The following is a 16,442-nucleotide window of genomic DNA, read 5'->3' as shown; positions in this document are numbered from 1 at the left end:
GTGACGGGGCTGGGCGGGGGTGGCGGTGCTATCGGCCACCCCCACCCCGCCCCGTCGCCGTGAAGCAGTACGCCGGCAGGGCGTCAGCGCAGCTCGGCCGAGAGCCGCGCCACCGCCCGTCCCAGCGCGGCCGCCGGGTCCGGCGCGGCCGGGTCCGCCCACGGGTGCCAGGTGCGCGCCCGCAGGTAGCCGTCCACCGCCACCGGCAGGCGGTGACGCACGATCCGCCGCACCTCCGGGCCCGGCCGCGCCGCCCGCAGGGAGGCCAGCAGCTCGGGCACCCCCGCCGAGTCGGGCAGGGGGACACCGGCCAGGTGGGCGGCCAGGGCCTCCAGTTCGGGGTCCGCGGCGGGCCTGCGGGGCTGCGGGGCCTTCGGCGGGGCAGGGGCTTCTTCCGAGGCAGGGGCCTTCGTCGGGCCCGGGCCGGGCTGCTCCTTGGGCCCCGGGGTCAGCAGCGCGCCCGCCCCGTACAGGCCCACCACCACCCCCGGCCACCACGAGCCGCCCAGCCCCACGGCGTGCAGCCCCACGCCGGCCACCCCGCACCCGCAGCCGACCAGGTTCCGCATCGACTCGGCGTACGCGACGACCCGCCGGAGCAGCGGGTTACTGATAGCCACGGATCTCCTCGAACACGCCGTCCAGCGAACCCCCGCCGTCGAACAGCTTGCCGCCGCTCACGTCCGCGATCCCCTGCAGCTGGCTCACCGCCGCCTCGCCGAACTTGATCGGGAAGATCGGGATCGACTTCTCCGCCGCCGGCAGCGCGTCGTGGAACTTGCGGAAGTCCCCGTCCGTGGCGCCCTCGTTGCTCTCCCCGTCCGTCATCAGCACGATCGAGGTGAACCGGTCGTCGTGCGACTCCGCCTGCTGCTGCTCGATCACCTTGTACGCCTGCTCCAGCGAGTCGTACAGCGCCGTCCCTCCCTCGGCCTGCAACGACTGCACGTCCGCGTTGATCGCCGCCAGCTCCGTCTCCGGGCCCGGCGAGCTCCCCGAGGCCGGCACCACGTGCGACTTCGTCCACTTCACCTTCGAGGCGAAGGAGAGCAGCGACACCTGCTCACGGTTGCGGAAGCGCCGCAGCCCCCGGGTGTCGTCCGCGCCCGTCAGCCGGCCCAGCGCCGTCTTCAGCGAGTCCAGGCGCTGCCCCATCATCGAACCCGAGGTGTCCAGCACGTACACCGTCCGCGACGGGCGGCGCAGGTCGTTCTGGTACGAGGCCAGCAGGCCGTCCGCCACCGCCCGGGTGCCCGGGAACGGCAGCTCCTTGCGACGGTCCGTCGGCAGGCCCGCCGCCGGGGCCGCGCCCGCCGTCACCGGGCGGCGCAGCGTCGTCTCGGAGATCCGCTTCTGCACGTCCTCCTTGAGCAGGTAGGCCGTCAGCCGCTTGAACGCGTCGTGCTGCGCGTCGCCCGAGGAGGACAGCAGCGACAGCGGGTAGTCCGCCGACACCACGCCGTCCACCGGGCGCACCACCGTCAACTGCCGGTCCGCGGGAAGGGTCTTGTTCATCGACAGCAGCACGGATTCGTAGTTCACCAGCGCGCCGATCCGGCCCGGCTCAGCCTTCGCGTACGCCTGCGCCAGCCAGCCCGAGGAGCCGGAGGTCATCTTCTGGCCGGTGAAGAACTGCTTCAGCTGCGGCGTCGCCTTCTGGACGTCCGCCTCCGTCAGCGCCGCCCCCGCGCCCGAGAACGCCGAGGCCACCGCCACCAGCGTCGAGAAGCCCGAGTTGGAGCGCGACGGGTCCGACATGCCGTACGCCAGCTTGCCGCCCGCCGCCGCGTCGCCGATCTGTGCCCAGGTGACCTTCGAGCCGTCCCCCCAGCCGAGGTCGGCCAGCACCGAGGAGCGCACCCCGATCGCCACCGGCGAGACCATCACCGGGGTCTCGGTGAGCACCTTGCTCTTGCCGGCCTGGTCCAGGCGCAGGTACTGGTTCGACGGGAACCACACCGCGTCGTACTTGCCGTCCGTCCGGCCCGAGGACACCGCGTCCGCGCCGTCCAGCGTGCCCGTCCACTCGAACTTCACGGAGACGCCGGTCGCCTTCTGCGCCTCGTCCAGCACCGGCTGCAGGTCCTGCAGCTCGCTGCCGGCCAGCACCCGCAGCGTCCCCGGGGCGGCGGAGGACGGGAAGGGCGCCGCGGACGTCGGGTTCGTGCTCGGGTTCGGGCTCGGCTTCGGCGAGGACGTGCAGGACGTCACCGTCGCCGCGGCCGTCACCAACGATGCGAGCAGGACGGCGAGTCGGCCGCCCCGGGTGGTGCTCAACCTCACTTGGGACCCCCCTTGGCCACGTTCGTCAACTTCCTCAGGAACTCCAGCGAAGGCACCGGTGCCTGCCCGATGTTCGCCGACTTGAGGTCCGGCGCGAGCTGCGGCTGCCGGCCCTTCGTCTCCTGGCCGAACACCTCCGGGCGCTTCTGCGGGCGGAAGCCGTACTTCGCCTCCAGGCTCACCAGGGCGTCGTCGTCCCGCAGCAGGGACGCGAGCTTGCGGCCGGCCTCGGTCCTGCCCACCAGCGTGTGGTCGGAGTGCACCGTGGTGTCCGGGTACAGCACGACGGTGTCGTTCAACGGCGCGCCCTGGAGCTGCAACTGGGCCACCTGCGACTCGTAGCCGAAGACCAGGGGCCTGCCCACGTTCGCGGTGAAGTTGCGGAACACCTCGTCGGTGCTGCTCTTCAGGGAGCCCTGGGGGCCCACCGCCGCGTTCATCACCTTCGCCACCTTCGTCACCGCGGCGTCGTCCGACACCACCTGGTGGTCGTTCGCCGCCCAGGACAGCAGGGCCAGGAACATCGCGCCCGAGGACGAGGTCTCCGGGTCGGTGGTCGTGACCAGCACCTGGCCCCTCAGGTCCGGATTGTTCTCCGCACCCGCCATCGACTCCCAGCGCTTGCCCTCGCCGAGGGCCTTCACGTACGCGTCCATCTTGAACTTCCACACGCCGTCGGGCGTTTCGTCCTTCTCGGCCAGGCCGCCGTTCTTCAGGACCTGCGCCGCCGCGGGGTGCGTCAGGATCACCACCGGCGAGTAGAACGGCACCACCGGCGAATCCTGGAGCTTCCAGGCGCGCTTGACGGCGTCCGCCGGCTCGCCGCTCGCCGGGAAGGCGAAGTCCAGCTTCTCCGGGGAGGCCGACGCCTGGTCGGCCATCGTCCAGGAGCCCGTCGAGTCGGCGTTCACGACGAGGCCCTGCTTCGCCAACTCGTCCTTCACCGCCTGGTCCTCGAAGAACGCCCGCTTCTCCGAACCGATCAGGCCGGTGATCGTGACCTTGTCCGCCGCCGTGTTCGTCTTCGGGTTCGGGTTCGGATCGTCCGGGATCAACGCGTAGGCCACTATGCCCAGCAGGGCCACGGCCGTCGCGATCCCGAGCACTCGTTTCACCATCTGTGCCGCATCCCCCTCGTCCCCCCTGCCAAGTCCGGGTCGTCACCCGGGGGTGACGAGCGTCTCGCCGGGTGCCGAGCGGCAGCCGAAGCTGCGGTGAACCGGGGGTGAACACCCCTTCACGGAATCGCATCGGCCGCGGCGGGTCGAACAGCATCCGAACCACCCTTCGAGCGAGTCCCGGAGCCGGCCTCGCACACCGGTCCGAGGATGTGTCAGATTGTTCAACTCGCCTTCTGGAAACGGTCATCCCGCAGCCCGGGCCCGCGTCGTGGTTACGCGCCGGTAATGCCTAGTCTCAGCACTATGCGCCGAGCAAAAATCGTCTGTACCCTCGGGCCCGCCACCGACTCGTACGACCAGATCAAGGCCCTGGTCGACGCCGGGATGGACATCGCCCGATTCAACCTCAGCCACGGCACCCACGCCGAGCACGAGGAACGCTACCGTCGGGTCCGCAAGGCCGCCGACGAGACCGGCCGGAGCATCGGCGTCCTCGCCGACCTCCAGGGCCCCAAGATCCGCCTCGACACCTTCGCCCACGGCCCCGTACTCCTCGAACGCGGCGACGAGTTCACCATCTCCACCGACAACGGCGTCGTGGGGGACAAGGACATCTGCGGCACCACCTACCCCGGCCTCGCCGGCGACGTCACCCGCGGCGAACGCATCCTCGTCGACGACGGACGCGTCACCCTCGAGGTCGTCGAGGTCGACGGACCGCGCGTGCGGTGCCTCGTCGTCGAAGGCGGCCTCGTCTCCGACCACAAGGGCCTCAACCTCCCCGGCGTCGACGTCTCCGTCCCCGCACTCAGCGACAAGGACGTCGCCGACCTGCGATGGGCGCTGCGCACCGGGGCCGACGTCGTCGCGCTCTCCTTCGTCCGCAGCGGACGCGACATCGAGGACGTCCACCGGATCATGGCCGAGGAGGGGCGCTTCGTGCCCGTCATCGCCAAGATCGAGAAGCCGCAGGCGGTCGAGAACATCGAGTCCGTCGTCGCGGCCTTCGACGGCATCATGGTGGCGCGCGGGGATCTGGGCGTGGAGATGCCCCTCGAACAGATCCCGCTCGTCCAGAAGCGCGCCGTCAAGCTCGCCAAGCGCAACGCCAAGCCGGTCATCGTCGCCACCCAGATGCTCGACTCGATGATCAACGCCTCCCGGCCCACCCGCGCCGAGACCTCGGACGTCGCCAACGCGGTGCTGGACGGCACCGACGCGGTGATGCTCTCCGGGGAGACCTCGGTGGGCAAGTACCCCGTCGAGACCGTCAAGACCATGGCCCGCATCATCGAGGCCGCGGAGAACGACGTCCTCTCCGCGGGCCTGCCCCCGCTCACCGCCGGCACCAAGCCCCGCACCCAGGGCGGCGCCGTCGCCCGCGCGGCCGCCGAGATCGGCGACTTCCTGCACGCCAAGTACCTCATCGCCTTCACCCAGTCCGGCGACACCGCCCGCCGCCTCACCCGCTACCGCTCACCCATCCCCGTCCTCGCCTTCACCTACGAACCGGCCGTCCGCAGCCAACTCGCCCTCACCTGGGGCGTGGAGACCTTCCTCGGCCCCTTCGCCCCCACCACCGACCAGATGGTCGAACAGGTCGACGCGGCGCTGTTGTCCCTCGGCCGCTGCCAGAAGGGCGACATCGTCGTCATCACCGCCGGCTCCCCACCCGGCCTCGCCGGCTCCACCAACTTCGTCCGCGTCCACCACGTGGGCACCCTGGACGCCTGACCGGCATTCGAGCGATCGTTCGCGGGCGGCACCCCTCGTTCGGGGGGATGTCGCCCGTTTCGCGCCCGAAACGGGTCGTGGGCGGGTAGCGGGTTCATAACATCCGTGTTATGGCTTGGGGTGAGGCGGAGCTGGAACCCGAGGTTCGGGACTGGATCTACGGTCGACGAGGAGTGGGTCTGATGACAGAACGTGCGTCCTGGCGAGCAGTGCGAGAAGAGATCATGAACCGGCCCGGGGCCGGGGCGGCCTATGAGGCTGCCCGGATTCGCTTCGAGCTGGGGGAGGCCGTGCGGTTGCGTCGAGAGGTTCTCGGGATGACCCAGGCCCAGTTGGCTGCGGCCACGGGTATGCAGCAGCCTGCCATCGCCCGGTTCGAGGCGGGTGGGACGATGCCCACCATCGTGGTGCTGGAGAGGTTCGCCGAGGCGCTCGGGATGAAACTCACCGTCGAGCTGGAGCCGCTGGACAGGGCGAGCTGAGAGAGGGTGCCGGGTGCGGGATTCGAACCCGCAAGCCCTTTCGGGCAGATGTGTTTGAGACATCCGTGTATGCCGTTCCACCAACCCGGCGAGGTCAGTCCCGACAGAGCATACCGGCTGTGTGTGGTCGGCCGCTGCTAGGTACCCTCGATTACTGCAGCACCCCCGCCGGAACTAGGAGCCCCGTGAGCACCGCCGACGAGCAGGCACAGCCGCTTGAGACCGAATCGCCCCAGATCACCCGGATCGTGATCGCCGAGGATGAGGCGTTGATCCGTCTCGACCTCAAGGAGATGCTCGAGGAGGAGGGGTACACGGTCGTCGGGGAAGCGGGCGACGGGGAGACGGCGGTGAAGCTCGTGGAGGAGCTGCGGCCGGATCTGGCGATCTTCGATGTGAAGATGCCGGTGCTGGACGGGCTCTCGGCCGCCGAGCAGATCCACGACAAGCACCTGGCGCCGGTGCTGATGCTGACGGCGTTCTCGCAGCGGGAGCTGGTGGACCGGGCGCGGGACGCCGGGGCGATGGCGTACATCGTGAAGCCGTTCTCCAAGTCGGACCTCGTGCCGGCGATCGAGATGGCGGTGTCGCGGTACACCGAGATGCGGGCGCTGGAGAAGGAGATCGGGGATCTCACCCAGCGGCTGGAGACCCGGAAGCTGGTGGACCGGGCGAAGGGTGTGCTGCAGACGAAGTTCGGGCTGAGCGAGCCCGCCGCGTTCCGGTGGATCCAGAAGACCTCGATGGACCGGCGGATGACGATGGCGGCGGTGGCCGAGGCGGTCATCGAGGAGGGCGAGGCCCAGGACCGCAAGAAGGCCGAGGAGGCCGAGAAGGCGGAGTAGTAAGAGGGACGAGAGGGGCCCGGCAGAGGGATCTGCCGGGCCCTTTGTCGTACGTACGGGGGGTCAGTCCTCGCCGAGGTACGCCTTGCGGACGGACTCGTCGTGGAGGAGGTCGGCGCCCGTGCCGGAGAGGACGATGCGGCCGGTCTCCATGACGTAGCCGCGGTCGGAGAGGGACAGGGCCGCCTGGGCGTTCTGTTCGACGAGGAGGATGGTGGTCCCGCTCGCCTTGAGTTCGACGATGGTGGCCATGATCTTCTGCATCATGAGCGGGGAGAGCCCCATGGAGGGCTCGTCGAGCATGAGCAGCTTGGGGCGGCTCATCAGGGCGCGGCCCATGGCGAGCATCTGCTGTTCGCCGCCGGAGAGGGTGCCGGCGGCCTGCTTGCGGCGTTCTCCGAGGATGGGGAAGAGGGTGTAGGCGCGGTCGACGTCGGCGGTGATGCCGGGGGTGTCGGTGCGCAGGAAGGCGCCGAGGAGGAGGTTCTCCTCGATGGTCATGCGGGGGAAGATGTGCCGGCCTTCGGGGGAGTGGGCGAGGCCGAGGGAGACGATCTTGTGGGCGGGGACGGTGGAGAGCTCCTGGCCGTCGAAGGTGATGTGTCCGGCGGTGGGCTTGAGGAGGCCGGAGAGGGTGCGCAGGGTGGTGGTCTTGCCGGCGCCGTTGGTGCCGATGAGGGTGGTGACCTCGCCCTGTTCGACGGTGAAGCTGATGCCCTTGACGGCCTCGATCTTGCCGTAGGAGACGCGGAGGTCCTGGACTTCGAGGAGTGTGCTCACTTGTCGGTCTCCGTAACGGTGTCCGTGACAGTGTCCGTAACTGCCTCGTCGATCGGGGCGCCGAGGTAGGCGGTGATGACGCGTTCGTCGTTCTGGACGGTGTCGCGGTCGCCTTCGACGATCTTCTGGCCCTGGACGAGGACGGCGGTGCGGTCGCACAGGTTGAAGATGAAGCGCATGTCGTGCTCGATGACGAGGATCGAGACGCCGCGGTCGCGGATGGCGAAGACGAGTTCCTCGGCGGCCCTGGTCTCCTGGGGGTTCATGCCGGCGGTGGGCTCGTCGAGGAGCAGCAGGCCGGGGTCGGAGGCGAGGGCGCGGGCGATCTCGAGCTTGCGCTGTTCGCCGTAGGGGAGGTTGCGGGCGAGGTGGTCGGCCTTGTCGGCGAGGCCGGTGAAGGCGAGGAGTTCCATGGCCTTCTCGCGGCTCTCGGCTTCGGCGCGGTGGTAGCGGGGGCCGCGGAGGATGGCGGAGAAGATGCCTTCCTTGGTGCGGCTGTGGCGGCCGACGAGGACGTTCTCCAGGACGGTCATGTTGGCGAAGAGCCGGATGTTCTGGAAGGTGCGGGCGATGCCGGCCTGGGTGACGAGGTGGGGCTTGGGCGGCAGGAGGGTGCCGCGGTAGCGGACGGCGCCCTCGGTGGGGACGTACAGGCCGGTGAGGCAGTTGAAGAAGGTGGTCTTGCCGGCGCCGTTGGGGCCGATGAGGCCGATGATCTCGCCCTCGCCGACGGTGAGGGAGACGTCGTTGACGGCGGTGAGGCCGCCGAAGCGCATGGTGACGCCGGTGACGTCGAGCAGGGGGGTGGCGGTGGTGGTCATGGGGTGGGTCACGCCCCTGCCTTGGTGAGTGCGGTGGTGTCGTCGCCGGTGGCCTGGGTGGGGATGGCGGCTTCGTGGAACTCGAGTTGGCGTCGCCGGTTGGGGATGAGGCCCTCGGGGCGCACGCGCATGAGGACGATGAGGGCGGCGCCGAACGCGAGGAGCTGGTAGTCGGAGAGGAATTCCAGCTTCTTGGGGATGAGGAAGAGGAGGGTGGCGCCGACGAGGGGTCCGCTGATGGTGCCCATGCCGCCGAGGATGACGGCGGCGAGGAGGAAGGCGGAGTTGGGCGGGAGGGCCTCGGCGAAGGTGTACTGGTCGGGGGTGACGGTGTAGCTGACGTGCGCCTGGACGGTGCCGGCGACGCCGGCGAGGCAGGCGCCGAGGGCGAAGGCGAGGAGCTTGAGGCGGAAGCCGTTGATGCCCATGGCCTCGGCGGCGGTCTCGTCCTCGCGGATGGCGACCCAGGCGCGGCCGATGCGGGAGTCGCCGACCCGGGCGAAGACGAGCACGACGAGGGCGGTGACGAGGAGCATCAGCAGGTAGTAGTTGGAGAAGCGGCCGAGTTCGATGCCGGCGACCTCGTGGGTCTTGCCGAGGTTGAACCCGAAGATCTCCAGGTCGGGGATGCGAGGGATGCCGTTGGAGCCGTTGGTGACGTTGGGTCCGGTGGTCCCGTTGAGGCTCTGCATGGTGATGCGGAAGATCTCGCCGAAGCCGAGGGTGACGATGGCGAGGTAGTCGCCGCGCAGCCGCAGGGTGGGGGCGCCGATGAGGACGCCGAAGACCATGGACGCGGCGGCGCCGGTGAGCATCGCTCCCCAGAAGGGGAACTGGACGTGGATGGGCGAGGCGGGGGAGCCGGAGACCAGGGCGGCCGCGTAGGCGCCGACGCCGAGGAAGGCGACGTACCCGAGGTCGAGCAGGCCCGCGAGGCCGACGACGATGTTGAGGCCGAGGGCGACGGTGGCGAAGATCAGGATGTTGGTGGCGACGGAGGTGTACTGGTCGCTGCTCTGGGTGAACGGGAAGCTGGCGGCGGCGGCGAAGGCGGCGCCGGTGGTGACGGGGCGGTGCTTGACCGTCAGGGCGCGCAGCCGGGCGAGGAGGCCGGACTTGCCGAGCGCGGCGACGAAGGCCGGGGCGAGCAGCAGGTAGCCGACGAAGAGTTCGCCGTACTCGGTGTCGATGCCGAAGGTGATGGCGAACAGGCCCAGGCCGAAGGCGACGACGATGAGCAGGATCTCGGCCCAGGAGGGGAGTTCGCGGGCGGCGGGCAGGGGCCGTTCGACGGTGCCCAGGCGCAGCCAGGAGTTGGCGAGGTGGCCGAGCTGGAGGAGCAGGACGGCGCCGGTGGCGATGGCGACGCCGCCGGCGAGGGCGGTCATGACGGGCGCGACGGGCTTGTCGTCGGGGATGGCGTGGGTGGCGACCCAGACGAGGGGGGCTGCGGGGACGAGCAGGAAGAGCCGCTTGTCGATGATGCGCAGCGGGACGTTCGTGCGCCGGTCGAGGGGCAGGCCCAGGGCGCCGGCGATGGTGATCAGGCCGCCGGCGGCGAGGACCCAGCCGCCGGGTTCGAGGTTGGCGAGGCCCCCGAGTTCGGTGGAGATGGAGGCGACGGAGTAGACGCTGACGGCGAGGGCGCCGGTGGCGGCGAAGAGGACGGCGTTGTGGCCGCGGGTGGGTGCGGCCCAGCGCAGTCCGGGCAGGCCCTGCGTGCCGAGGAGGAGGACGAGGGTGAGGAGGCCGGCGGCGAGGGCGAGCCACTGGAGGCCGGCGGGGGAGCCGGTGTAGGTGAGGTCGCCGGGGTAGTCGCTGGTCCAGGTCCAGGAGAGGGCGGCGGAGGCGGCGGTGAGGAGGGCGCCGAGGCCCGTGAGGGCGGTGGCGGCCTTGGCCGGCAGGGGGATGATCCGGCTGGTCTCGGTGGTGGTCACGCTGATCACGCCCTGTCCGCGACGCGCTCGCCGAGCAGGCCCTGGGGCCGGACGAGGAGGACGACGATGAGGAGTACGAAGGCCCAGACGTCCTTCCAGACGCCGCCGCCGAAGAGGTGCATGCCGGGGATGTCCTGGACGTAGCCGGAGGCGAGGGCTTCGGCGACGCCGAGGGTGAGGCCGCCGAGCATGGCTCCGTAGATGTTGCCGATGCCGCCGAGGACGGCGGCGGTGAAGGCCTTGAGTCCGAGGAGGAAGCCCATGCGGAAGTCGACCTGGCCGGTGCGCAGTCCGTAGGCGACGGCGGCGACGGCGGCGAACGCGGCGCCGATGGCGAAGGCCATGACGATGATGCGGTCGGTGTCGATGCCCATGAGCTTGGCGGTGTCGGGGTCCTGGCTGGTGGCCTGCATGGCGCGGCCGGAGCGGGTGCGGTTGACGAACCAGCCGAGGGCGAGCATGCACAGGGGCGCGGCGATGATGAGGAAGAGGTCGCTGCGCTGGACGGTGACGGAGCCGAGGGTGAAGGGGTCGCCGGGGATCTTGGGGAAGACGCGGGCCTTCTTGGCGTCCGGGTAGAAGGAGAAGACGAGTTGCTGCAGGAAGATGGACAGCCCGATGGCGGTGATGAGGGGGGCCAGCCGGGGGGCGCTGCGCAGGGGCCGGTAGGCGAAGCGCTCGGCGGCGACGGCGGTGAGGGTGGAGACCAGGATGCCGGCGATGAGCATCAGCGGGATGGCCAGCCAGAGGGTGGTGCCGCCGGGGAGGGAGAGGTAGGCGGTCAGGGCGCCGAAGCCGCCGACCATGACGATCTCGCCGTGGGCGAAGTTGATGAGCTGGACGATGCCGTAGACCATCGTGTAGCCGATCGCGACGAGGCCGTAGAGGGCGCCGAGGATCAGGCCGTTGGCCAGCTGCTGCGGTAGGTCGTGCACCGCTGGGCCTCCGTAGTGCGTTCGGGGGTGTCCGCGTGGGTGGTGGATGTGGGGGCGCGCGGGGGCACTCGTGGGGCCCCCGCGCGCTCTGTCTTTCGGGTGCTTCAGGTACTTCGGGTGCTTCAGGTGCTGGCGGGCCGTTCGGCCCGGGTGTTGGTCAGCCCTTGAAGGTGCCGGACTTCTCGACGGCCCACTTGCCGTCCTTGACCGTGTAGACGGTCAGCTGCTTGTTGGTGGTGTCGCCGAACTCGTCGAAGGAGACCTTGCCGGTCACACCGTCGAAGGAGACGCCCTGGACGGCGTCGCGGACGAGCTCGCGGGCCTTGCTGTCGCCGAGCTTGCCGTCGGCCTTGACCTTCTTGACGCCCTGGATGATGGCCCAGGCGCTGTCGTAGGAGTAGCCGCCGTAGGTCTCGTAGGCGTCCTTGTAGCCGGCCGCCTTGTAGTCGTCGATGAACTGCTTGGCGGTGGGCAGGGATTCGACGGGCAGGCCGACGGCGGTGGCGAGGTCGCCCTGGCCCTTGGGGTTGAGCTTGATGAAGTCGCCGCTCTGGATGCCGTCGCCGCCCATGAGGGGGACGGTCACGCCGGCGTCCTTGAGCTGGAGGGAGAGCGGGCCGGCGGCGGGGTACTCGCCGCCGTAGTAGACGGCGTCGGCGCCGGAGCTCTTGACCTGGGTGACGATGGCGGCGAAGTCGCGGTCGTCGGGGTTGACGTGCTGCTCGCCGACGATCTTGCCGCCGAGCTTGGTGAACTCGCCCTTGAAGGTGGCGGCGAGGCCGGCGCCGTAGGTCTTCTGGTCGTCGATGAGGAAGACCTTGGACTTCTTGGCGTCGGTGAAGAGGTACTGGGCGGCGAAGGGGCCCTGGACGGCGTCGGTGGTGGCGGTGCGGAAGTAGGACTTGAAGGGGCGCTTCTTCTCGCCGCTGGCCCACTTCTCGCCCTGGCTGAGGGCGACGCCGGTGTTGGCGGGGGAGATCTCGACGAGGTTCTTGTCGTCGAAGATCTGCTGCATCGACTGGGCGACGCTGGAGTTGAGGGGGCCGACGACGCCGAGGACCTTGTCGTCGGCGGTGAGCTGGGTGGCGTTCTGCTGGCCGGGGGCGGGCTTGCCCGTGTCGTCGAGGGCCTTGATCTCGAACTTGACGCCGGGGACCTCGTTGGTGGAGTTCGCCTTCTTGACGGCGAGCTCGACGGAGTTCTTGATGCCGAGGCCGAGGGCCGAGAGGTCGCCGGTGAGGGGGGCGTCGACGCCGATGACGACGGTGGTGGTGGCGGCGTTGTTGTCCTTGCCGCCGGCGTTGTCCTTCTTCTCGCCCCGGGAGCCGCACGCGCTGAGGCTGAGGGCGCCGATGACGGCAATGCTCACGACAACTGCTGCACGATGACGCACGAGGGTCCCCTTCGGTTCGGGAGGCGCCGCGCCTGACTGGCGGGTGCCGGGATGCGCGGAGGGCAGAGCCCAGATCGATTGGCGCGGTGACTGGCCGTGACTCTAGATGGCCGTCAGGGGACTCGGGCAGTGCTGCGGGAATGCTGTGATTCTCTTGTTATGAGCACACGGAGCATTTTTCTCAGCATGTGGACTTCTCGGCCTGATCGATCCGAAACGGCCGGGTGTTTCCGCGCTGGTGGAGGGATGTAAGGCCCGTAAACATGGGGTGCAGCTGGCAGCGTCGATAATCGGACACGGGTGTTCGGTGTGCTGGTTTCGACCGTGCACGTCCGTATTCCGGACAACGGGAAAGCGGAGGGGGAGTTCCGGGTCGCTTTCCGGCCTCGGAACTGCGGGTTACGCGGACGTCCTACTTGTTACGTAGCGTTACGGGCGCGCGAACCGTTCGGACGCGAAACCGCCCCCTCGTCCAGACCAACGCCTGCCCAGGGGCGGGTGTGGTCAAACAAGGGGGCGGTCAAGGGACTTGACTTCGTCTTGGCTGAACTCGCGTCAGCGGTGGGGACGTTGTGTGCGGAAGGGGTGCGTCCTGCGGGGCCGTCCTCTACGGTCCTACAGGTCGCGCAGCATGCAGGTCAGGCGGCAGCTGGTGATCCGCTTGCCGGTGTCGTCCGTGATCGCGATCTCGTACGTCGCCGCCGTGCGGCCCTTGAACACCGCCGTGGCGACGCCGGTGACCAGTCCGGAGGTGGCCGAGCGGTGGTGGGTGGCGTTGAGGTCCACGCCCACCGCGTACCGGCCGGGGCCGGCGTGCAGCATCGCGCCGATCGAGCCCAGCGTCTCGGCCAGCGCGGCCGAGGCGCCGCCGTGCAACAGCCCGTATGGCTGCTGGTTGCCCTCCACCGGCATGGTGCCGACCACGCGGTCGCCGGACGCCTCGACGATGCGGATGCCGAGCTTCTCGCCGAGGTGGCCGCCGGAGAACGTCTGCGGGCTCACGCCGAGCTTGGCGAAGTGGTCGAGCACGTCCTGCGGGACGTTCAGGACGGGCGCGGTGGCGGGCGCGGTGTCGGGCGCGGTGTCGCGGGTCGCGTCGGTCATGGGGGGCTCCTGCCGCTGGGGATCACATCATCGTGCTGCCTGTGATCGTACGACCGGCCTACTCGGCGGTAGCAGCCCTCCCGCGCACCTGGCGTGCCGCTCGTGCCCTGCTGGGGCGGCGGCGCGGGCCGTTGACGCGGCGCCCCTTTTGTCGGTGCCGGGCCATAGGATCGGTGGCCGGTAGTGGAATCGGCAGGAACGGACGTTGACGTGGCTACGCAGAGTACGGACAAGGGCGCGGCGGGTGGCGGCGAGGCCGGCCGGCGGCCCCGGCTGATGCTGCTCGACGGGCACTCGATGGCCTACCGGGCCTTCTACGCACTGCCCGTGGAGAACTTCAACACCTCCACCGGCCAGCCCACCAACGCGGTCTACGGCTTCGCCTCGATGCTCGCCAACACCGTCCGCGAGGAGCAGCCCACCCACCTCGCGGTCGCCTTCGACGTCTCCCGGCAGACGTTCCGCTCCGCCGAGTTCCCCGACTACAAGGCCAACCGCGCCAAGACGCCGGACGAGTTCCGCAGCCAGATCGGCCTCATCGGCGAACTGCTCGACGCCATGAACATCCCCCGGCTCACCGTCGACGGCTTCGAGGCCGACGACATCATCGCCACCCTCGCCACCGCCGCCGAGGCGTCCGGCTTCGAGGTCCAGATCGTCACCGGCGACCGGGACTCGCTCCAGCTGGTCACCGACCAGGTCACCGTCCTCTACCCGACCAAGGGCGTCTCCGAGCTCACCCGCTACACCCCGGAGAAGGTCGCCGAGAAGTACGGCGTCACCCCGAACCAGTACCCGGACCTCGCCGCCCTGCGCGGCGACCCGTCCGACAACCTGCCCGGCATCCCCGGCGTCGGTGAGAAGACCGCCGCCAAGTGGGTCAACCAGTTCGGCTCCTTCGAGGAACTCGTCGCCCGCGCCGACGAGGTGAAGGGCAAGATCGGCGAGAAGCTGCGCGACAACCTCGACTCCGTCAAGCGCAACCGGATGCTCACCGAACTCGTCCGCGACGTCGAACTCCCGCTCGGCGTCGACGACCTGGAGCGCAAGGCGTTCGACAAGGCCGCCGTCGGCACGCTGATGGAGTCCCTGGAGTTCCGCAACGCCAACTTCCGCGACCGCGTCTTCGGCGTCGACCCCACCGGCGCCGAGAACGAGGAGGTCGAGCTCGCCCCCGGCGTCGAGGTCGACGGCGAACTCCTCACCGACCCCGGCACCCTGGCCTCCTGGCTGCGCGAGCACGGCACCGACGGCAAGACCACCGTCGCCCTCGCCGCCGTCTACACCTGGGCCCTCGGCAGCGGCGAGGTCACCGAAGTCGCCCTCGCCGCAGGCGAGTCGGCTGCCTGGTTCGACCCGGCGCAGCTCGCCGAGGAGGACGAGCGCGCCTTCGCCGCCTGGCTCGCCGACCCGGCCGCCCCCAAGGCCCTGCACATCGCCAAGCAGGTCATGCGCGCCTTCGCCGAGCGGGGCTGGACGATCGAGGGCGTCGTCGCCGACACGGCCCTGGCCGCGTACCTCGAGAAGCCCGGCCGGCGCACCTTCACCCTGGAGGCGCTCGCCGAGGAGTACCTCGCCCGCTCCCTCGCCCCGGCCCCCGCCGCCGAGAGCGGCCAGCTCACCTTCGACGCCCCCGAGGAGGACGAGAGCGCCGCCGCCCAGGCCCTCATGCTCCAGGCCCGCGCCGTCCTCGACCTCGCCGCGATGTTCGACACCCGCCTCGCCGAGGTCGGCGCCACCGAGCTGCTGCGCGACATGGAACTGCCCATCGCCGCCCTGCTCGCCCGCATGGAGCGCTACGGCATCGCCGCCGACCGCGACTGGCTCACCACGATCGAGGCGCAGTTCGCCGCCGAGATCCAGCGCTGCGTCGAGGAGGCCCACGCCGCCGCCGGCCACGAGTTCAACCTCGGCTCGCCCAAGCAGCTCCAGGAGATCCTCTTCGGCGAACTCGCCCTCCCCAAGACCAAGAAGATCAAGACCGGCTACACCACCGACGCCGACGCCCTGACCTGGCTCGCCACCCAGACCGACAACGAACTGCCGGTCATCCTGCTGCGCCACCGCGACCAGGCCAAGCTGCGCACCACCGTCGAGGGCCTGCTCAAGACCGTCTCGCCGCAGGGGCGCATCCACACCACCTTCAACCAGATGGTCGCCGCCACCGGCCGCCTCTCCTCGCAGGACCCGAACCTGCAGAACATCCCGGTCCGTACGGAGGAGGGGCGGGCGATCCGCCGCGCCTTCGTCGTCGGGTCCGGCTACGAGTCGCTGCTCACCGCCGACTACTCGCAGATCGAACTGCGCATCATGGCGCACCTGTCCGAGGACGAGGCGCTCATCGAGGCCTTCGCCTCCGGCGAGGACCTGCACACCACCGTCGCCTCCCAGGTCTTCGAGGTGCCGGGCGCCGCCGTGGACGCCGAGATGCGCCGCAAGATCAAGGCCATGTCGTACGGCCTCGCGTACGGGCTCTCCGCGTATGGGCTCTCGCAGCAGCTCGGCATCAAGCCGGCCGAGGCGCAGGGCCTGATGGACACCTACTTCGAGCGCTTCGGCGGCGTGCGCGACTACCTGCACCGGGTGGTCGAGGAGGCCCGGGCGACGGGGTACACCGAGACCCTGCTCGGGCGCCGCCGCTACCTGCCGGACCTCAACAGCGACAACCGCCAGCGCCGCGAGATGGCGGAGCGGATGGCGCTCAACGCGCCCATCCAGGGCTCGGCCGCCGACATCGTCAAGATCGCCATGCTGCGGGTGGACGAGGCGCTGCGGGCCGCCGGCCTGGGCTCGCGGATGCTGCTGCAGGTGCACGACGAAATCGTGCTGGAGCTGGCCCCGGGCGAGCGCGAGCCCGTCGAGGCGATCGTGCGCGAGCAGATGGCGGGGGCGTACCCGCTGCGGGCGCCGCTGGACGTGTCGGTCGGCGTGGGGGCGAACTGGGAGGCCGCCGCGCACTGAGGTTCCTCTTCGGTGACGGCGGCGGGCCCGGGCGCTTCGGTGCCCG

Annotated in this window: 13 protein-coding genes and 1 tRNA gene; 4 read left to right on the top strand and 10 right to left on the bottom strand. The window is 70.2% G+C overall.

Translation table 11 applies throughout. The features are described from left to right. Window positions 1–83: 83 nt before the first annotated feature. The 3 genes from ACIBCA_RS23015 to ACIBCA_RS23005 are packed head-to-tail and all read right to left on the bottom strand — an operon-like array spanning window position 84 to window position 3,401. Window positions 84–620, bottom strand: a complete 537-nt coding sequence (locus ACIBCA_RS23015; RefSeq protein WP_396284824.1) for a hypothetical protein — start codon at window positions 618–620, stop codon at window positions 84–86. Further along, a complete protein-coding gene (locus ACIBCA_RS23010) occupies window positions 607–2,283 on the bottom strand; it encodes an extracellular solute-binding protein (RefSeq protein WP_396284823.1) in 1,677 nt (558 codons plus the stop codon). Before ACIBCA_RS23010 ends, ACIBCA_RS23015 begins: the two co-directional genes overlap by 14 nt. Beyond that, window positions 2,280–3,401, bottom strand: a complete 1,122-nt coding sequence (locus ACIBCA_RS23005; protein ID WP_396284822.1) for a hypothetical protein — start codon at window positions 3,399–3,401, stop codon at window positions 2,280–2,282. Before ACIBCA_RS23005 ends, ACIBCA_RS23010 begins: the two co-directional genes overlap by 4 nt. 306 nt (window positions 3,402–3,707) lie before the next feature. Here ACIBCA_RS23005 and pyk point away from each other — a divergent pair, with 306 nt between their 5' ends. Together pyk and ACIBCA_RS22995 are read left to right on the top strand one after the other, a co-directional pair. Further along, window positions 3,708–5,138 (top strand): pyruvate kinase, encoded by a 1,431-nt coding sequence (gene pyk / locus ACIBCA_RS23000; protein WP_396284821.1) that lies wholly within the window; start codon window positions 3,708–3,710, stop codon window positions 5,136–5,138. 182 nt (window positions 5,139–5,320) lie between these two features. Then, on the top strand, window positions 5,321–5,620 hold the full coding sequence (locus ACIBCA_RS22995) for a helix-turn-helix domain-containing protein (RefSeq protein ID WP_396284820.1): 300 nt from the start codon (window positions 5,321–5,323) through the stop codon (window positions 5,618–5,620). Between the two features lie 7 nt (window positions 5,621–5,627). Here ACIBCA_RS22995 and ACIBCA_RS22990 read toward each other — a convergent pair. Beyond that, window positions 5,628–5,710 (bottom strand) — tRNA-Leu (locus tag ACIBCA_RS22990). 95 nt (window positions 5,711–5,805) lie between these two features. Here ACIBCA_RS22990 and ACIBCA_RS22985 point away from each other — a divergent pair. Beyond that, window positions 5,806–6,465, top strand: a complete 660-nt coding sequence (locus ACIBCA_RS22985) for an ANTAR domain-containing response regulator (RefSeq protein ID WP_396284819.1) — start codon at window positions 5,806–5,808, stop codon at window positions 6,463–6,465. A 63-nt stretch (window positions 6,466–6,528) separates the two neighbouring features. On the opposite strand, the gene ACIBCA_RS22980 is transcribed toward ACIBCA_RS22985, so the two are convergent. From ACIBCA_RS22980 to ACIBCA_RS22955, 6 genes are all read right to left on the bottom strand, one after another. Next, on the bottom strand, window positions 6,529–7,245 hold the full coding sequence (locus tag ACIBCA_RS22980) for an ABC transporter ATP-binding protein (protein ID WP_396284818.1): 717 nt from the start codon (window positions 7,243–7,245) through the stop codon (window positions 6,529–6,531). Then, a complete protein-coding gene (locus ACIBCA_RS22975; protein WP_396285012.1) occupies window positions 7,242–8,066 on the bottom strand; it encodes an ABC transporter ATP-binding protein in 825 nt (274 codons plus the stop codon). Before ACIBCA_RS22975 ends, ACIBCA_RS22980 begins: the two co-directional genes overlap by 4 nt. Before the next feature lie 8 nt (window positions 8,067–8,074). Then, window positions 8,075–10,003 (bottom strand): branched-chain amino acid ABC transporter permease, encoded by a 1,929-nt coding sequence (locus tag ACIBCA_RS22970; protein ID WP_396284817.1) that lies wholly within the window; start codon window positions 10,001–10,003, stop codon window positions 8,075–8,077. Window positions 10,004–10,008: 5 nt separating this feature from the next. Further along, window positions 10,009–10,938, bottom strand: a complete 930-nt coding sequence (locus ACIBCA_RS22965) for a branched-chain amino acid ABC transporter permease (RefSeq protein WP_396284816.1) — start codon at window positions 10,936–10,938, stop codon at window positions 10,009–10,011. Between the two features lie 157 nt (window positions 10,939–11,095). Continuing rightward, window positions 11,096–12,331, bottom strand: coding sequence for a branched-chain amino acid ABC transporter substrate-binding protein (locus tag ACIBCA_RS22960; RefSeq protein ID WP_396284815.1), 1,236 nt, complete (start codon window positions 12,329–12,331; stop codon window positions 11,096–11,098). A gap of 615 nt (window positions 12,332–12,946) precedes the next feature. After that, window positions 12,947–13,435, bottom strand: a complete 489-nt coding sequence (locus tag ACIBCA_RS22955; protein WP_396284814.1) for a PaaI family thioesterase — start codon at window positions 13,433–13,435, stop codon at window positions 12,947–12,949. Between the two features lie 276 nt (window positions 13,436–13,711). On the opposite strand from ACIBCA_RS22955, the gene polA reads away from it, so the two are divergent. After that, window positions 13,712–16,396 carry a DNA polymerase I gene (gene polA / locus ACIBCA_RS22950; protein WP_396285011.1) on the top strand — a complete coding sequence of 895 codons (2,685 nt, stop codon included), beginning with the start codon at window positions 13,712–13,714 and terminating at the stop codon, window positions 16,394–16,396. Window positions 16,397–16,442 lie beyond the last annotated feature (46 nt).

The organism is Kitasatospora sp. NPDC051170, assembly GCF_044455705.1.
Lineage (GTDB): Bacteria > Actinomycetota > Actinomycetes > Streptomycetales > Streptomycetaceae > Kitasatospora.
Note: the sequence above shows the minus strand (reverse complement) of the source record. Positions and strands in the feature narration are given on the sequence as shown.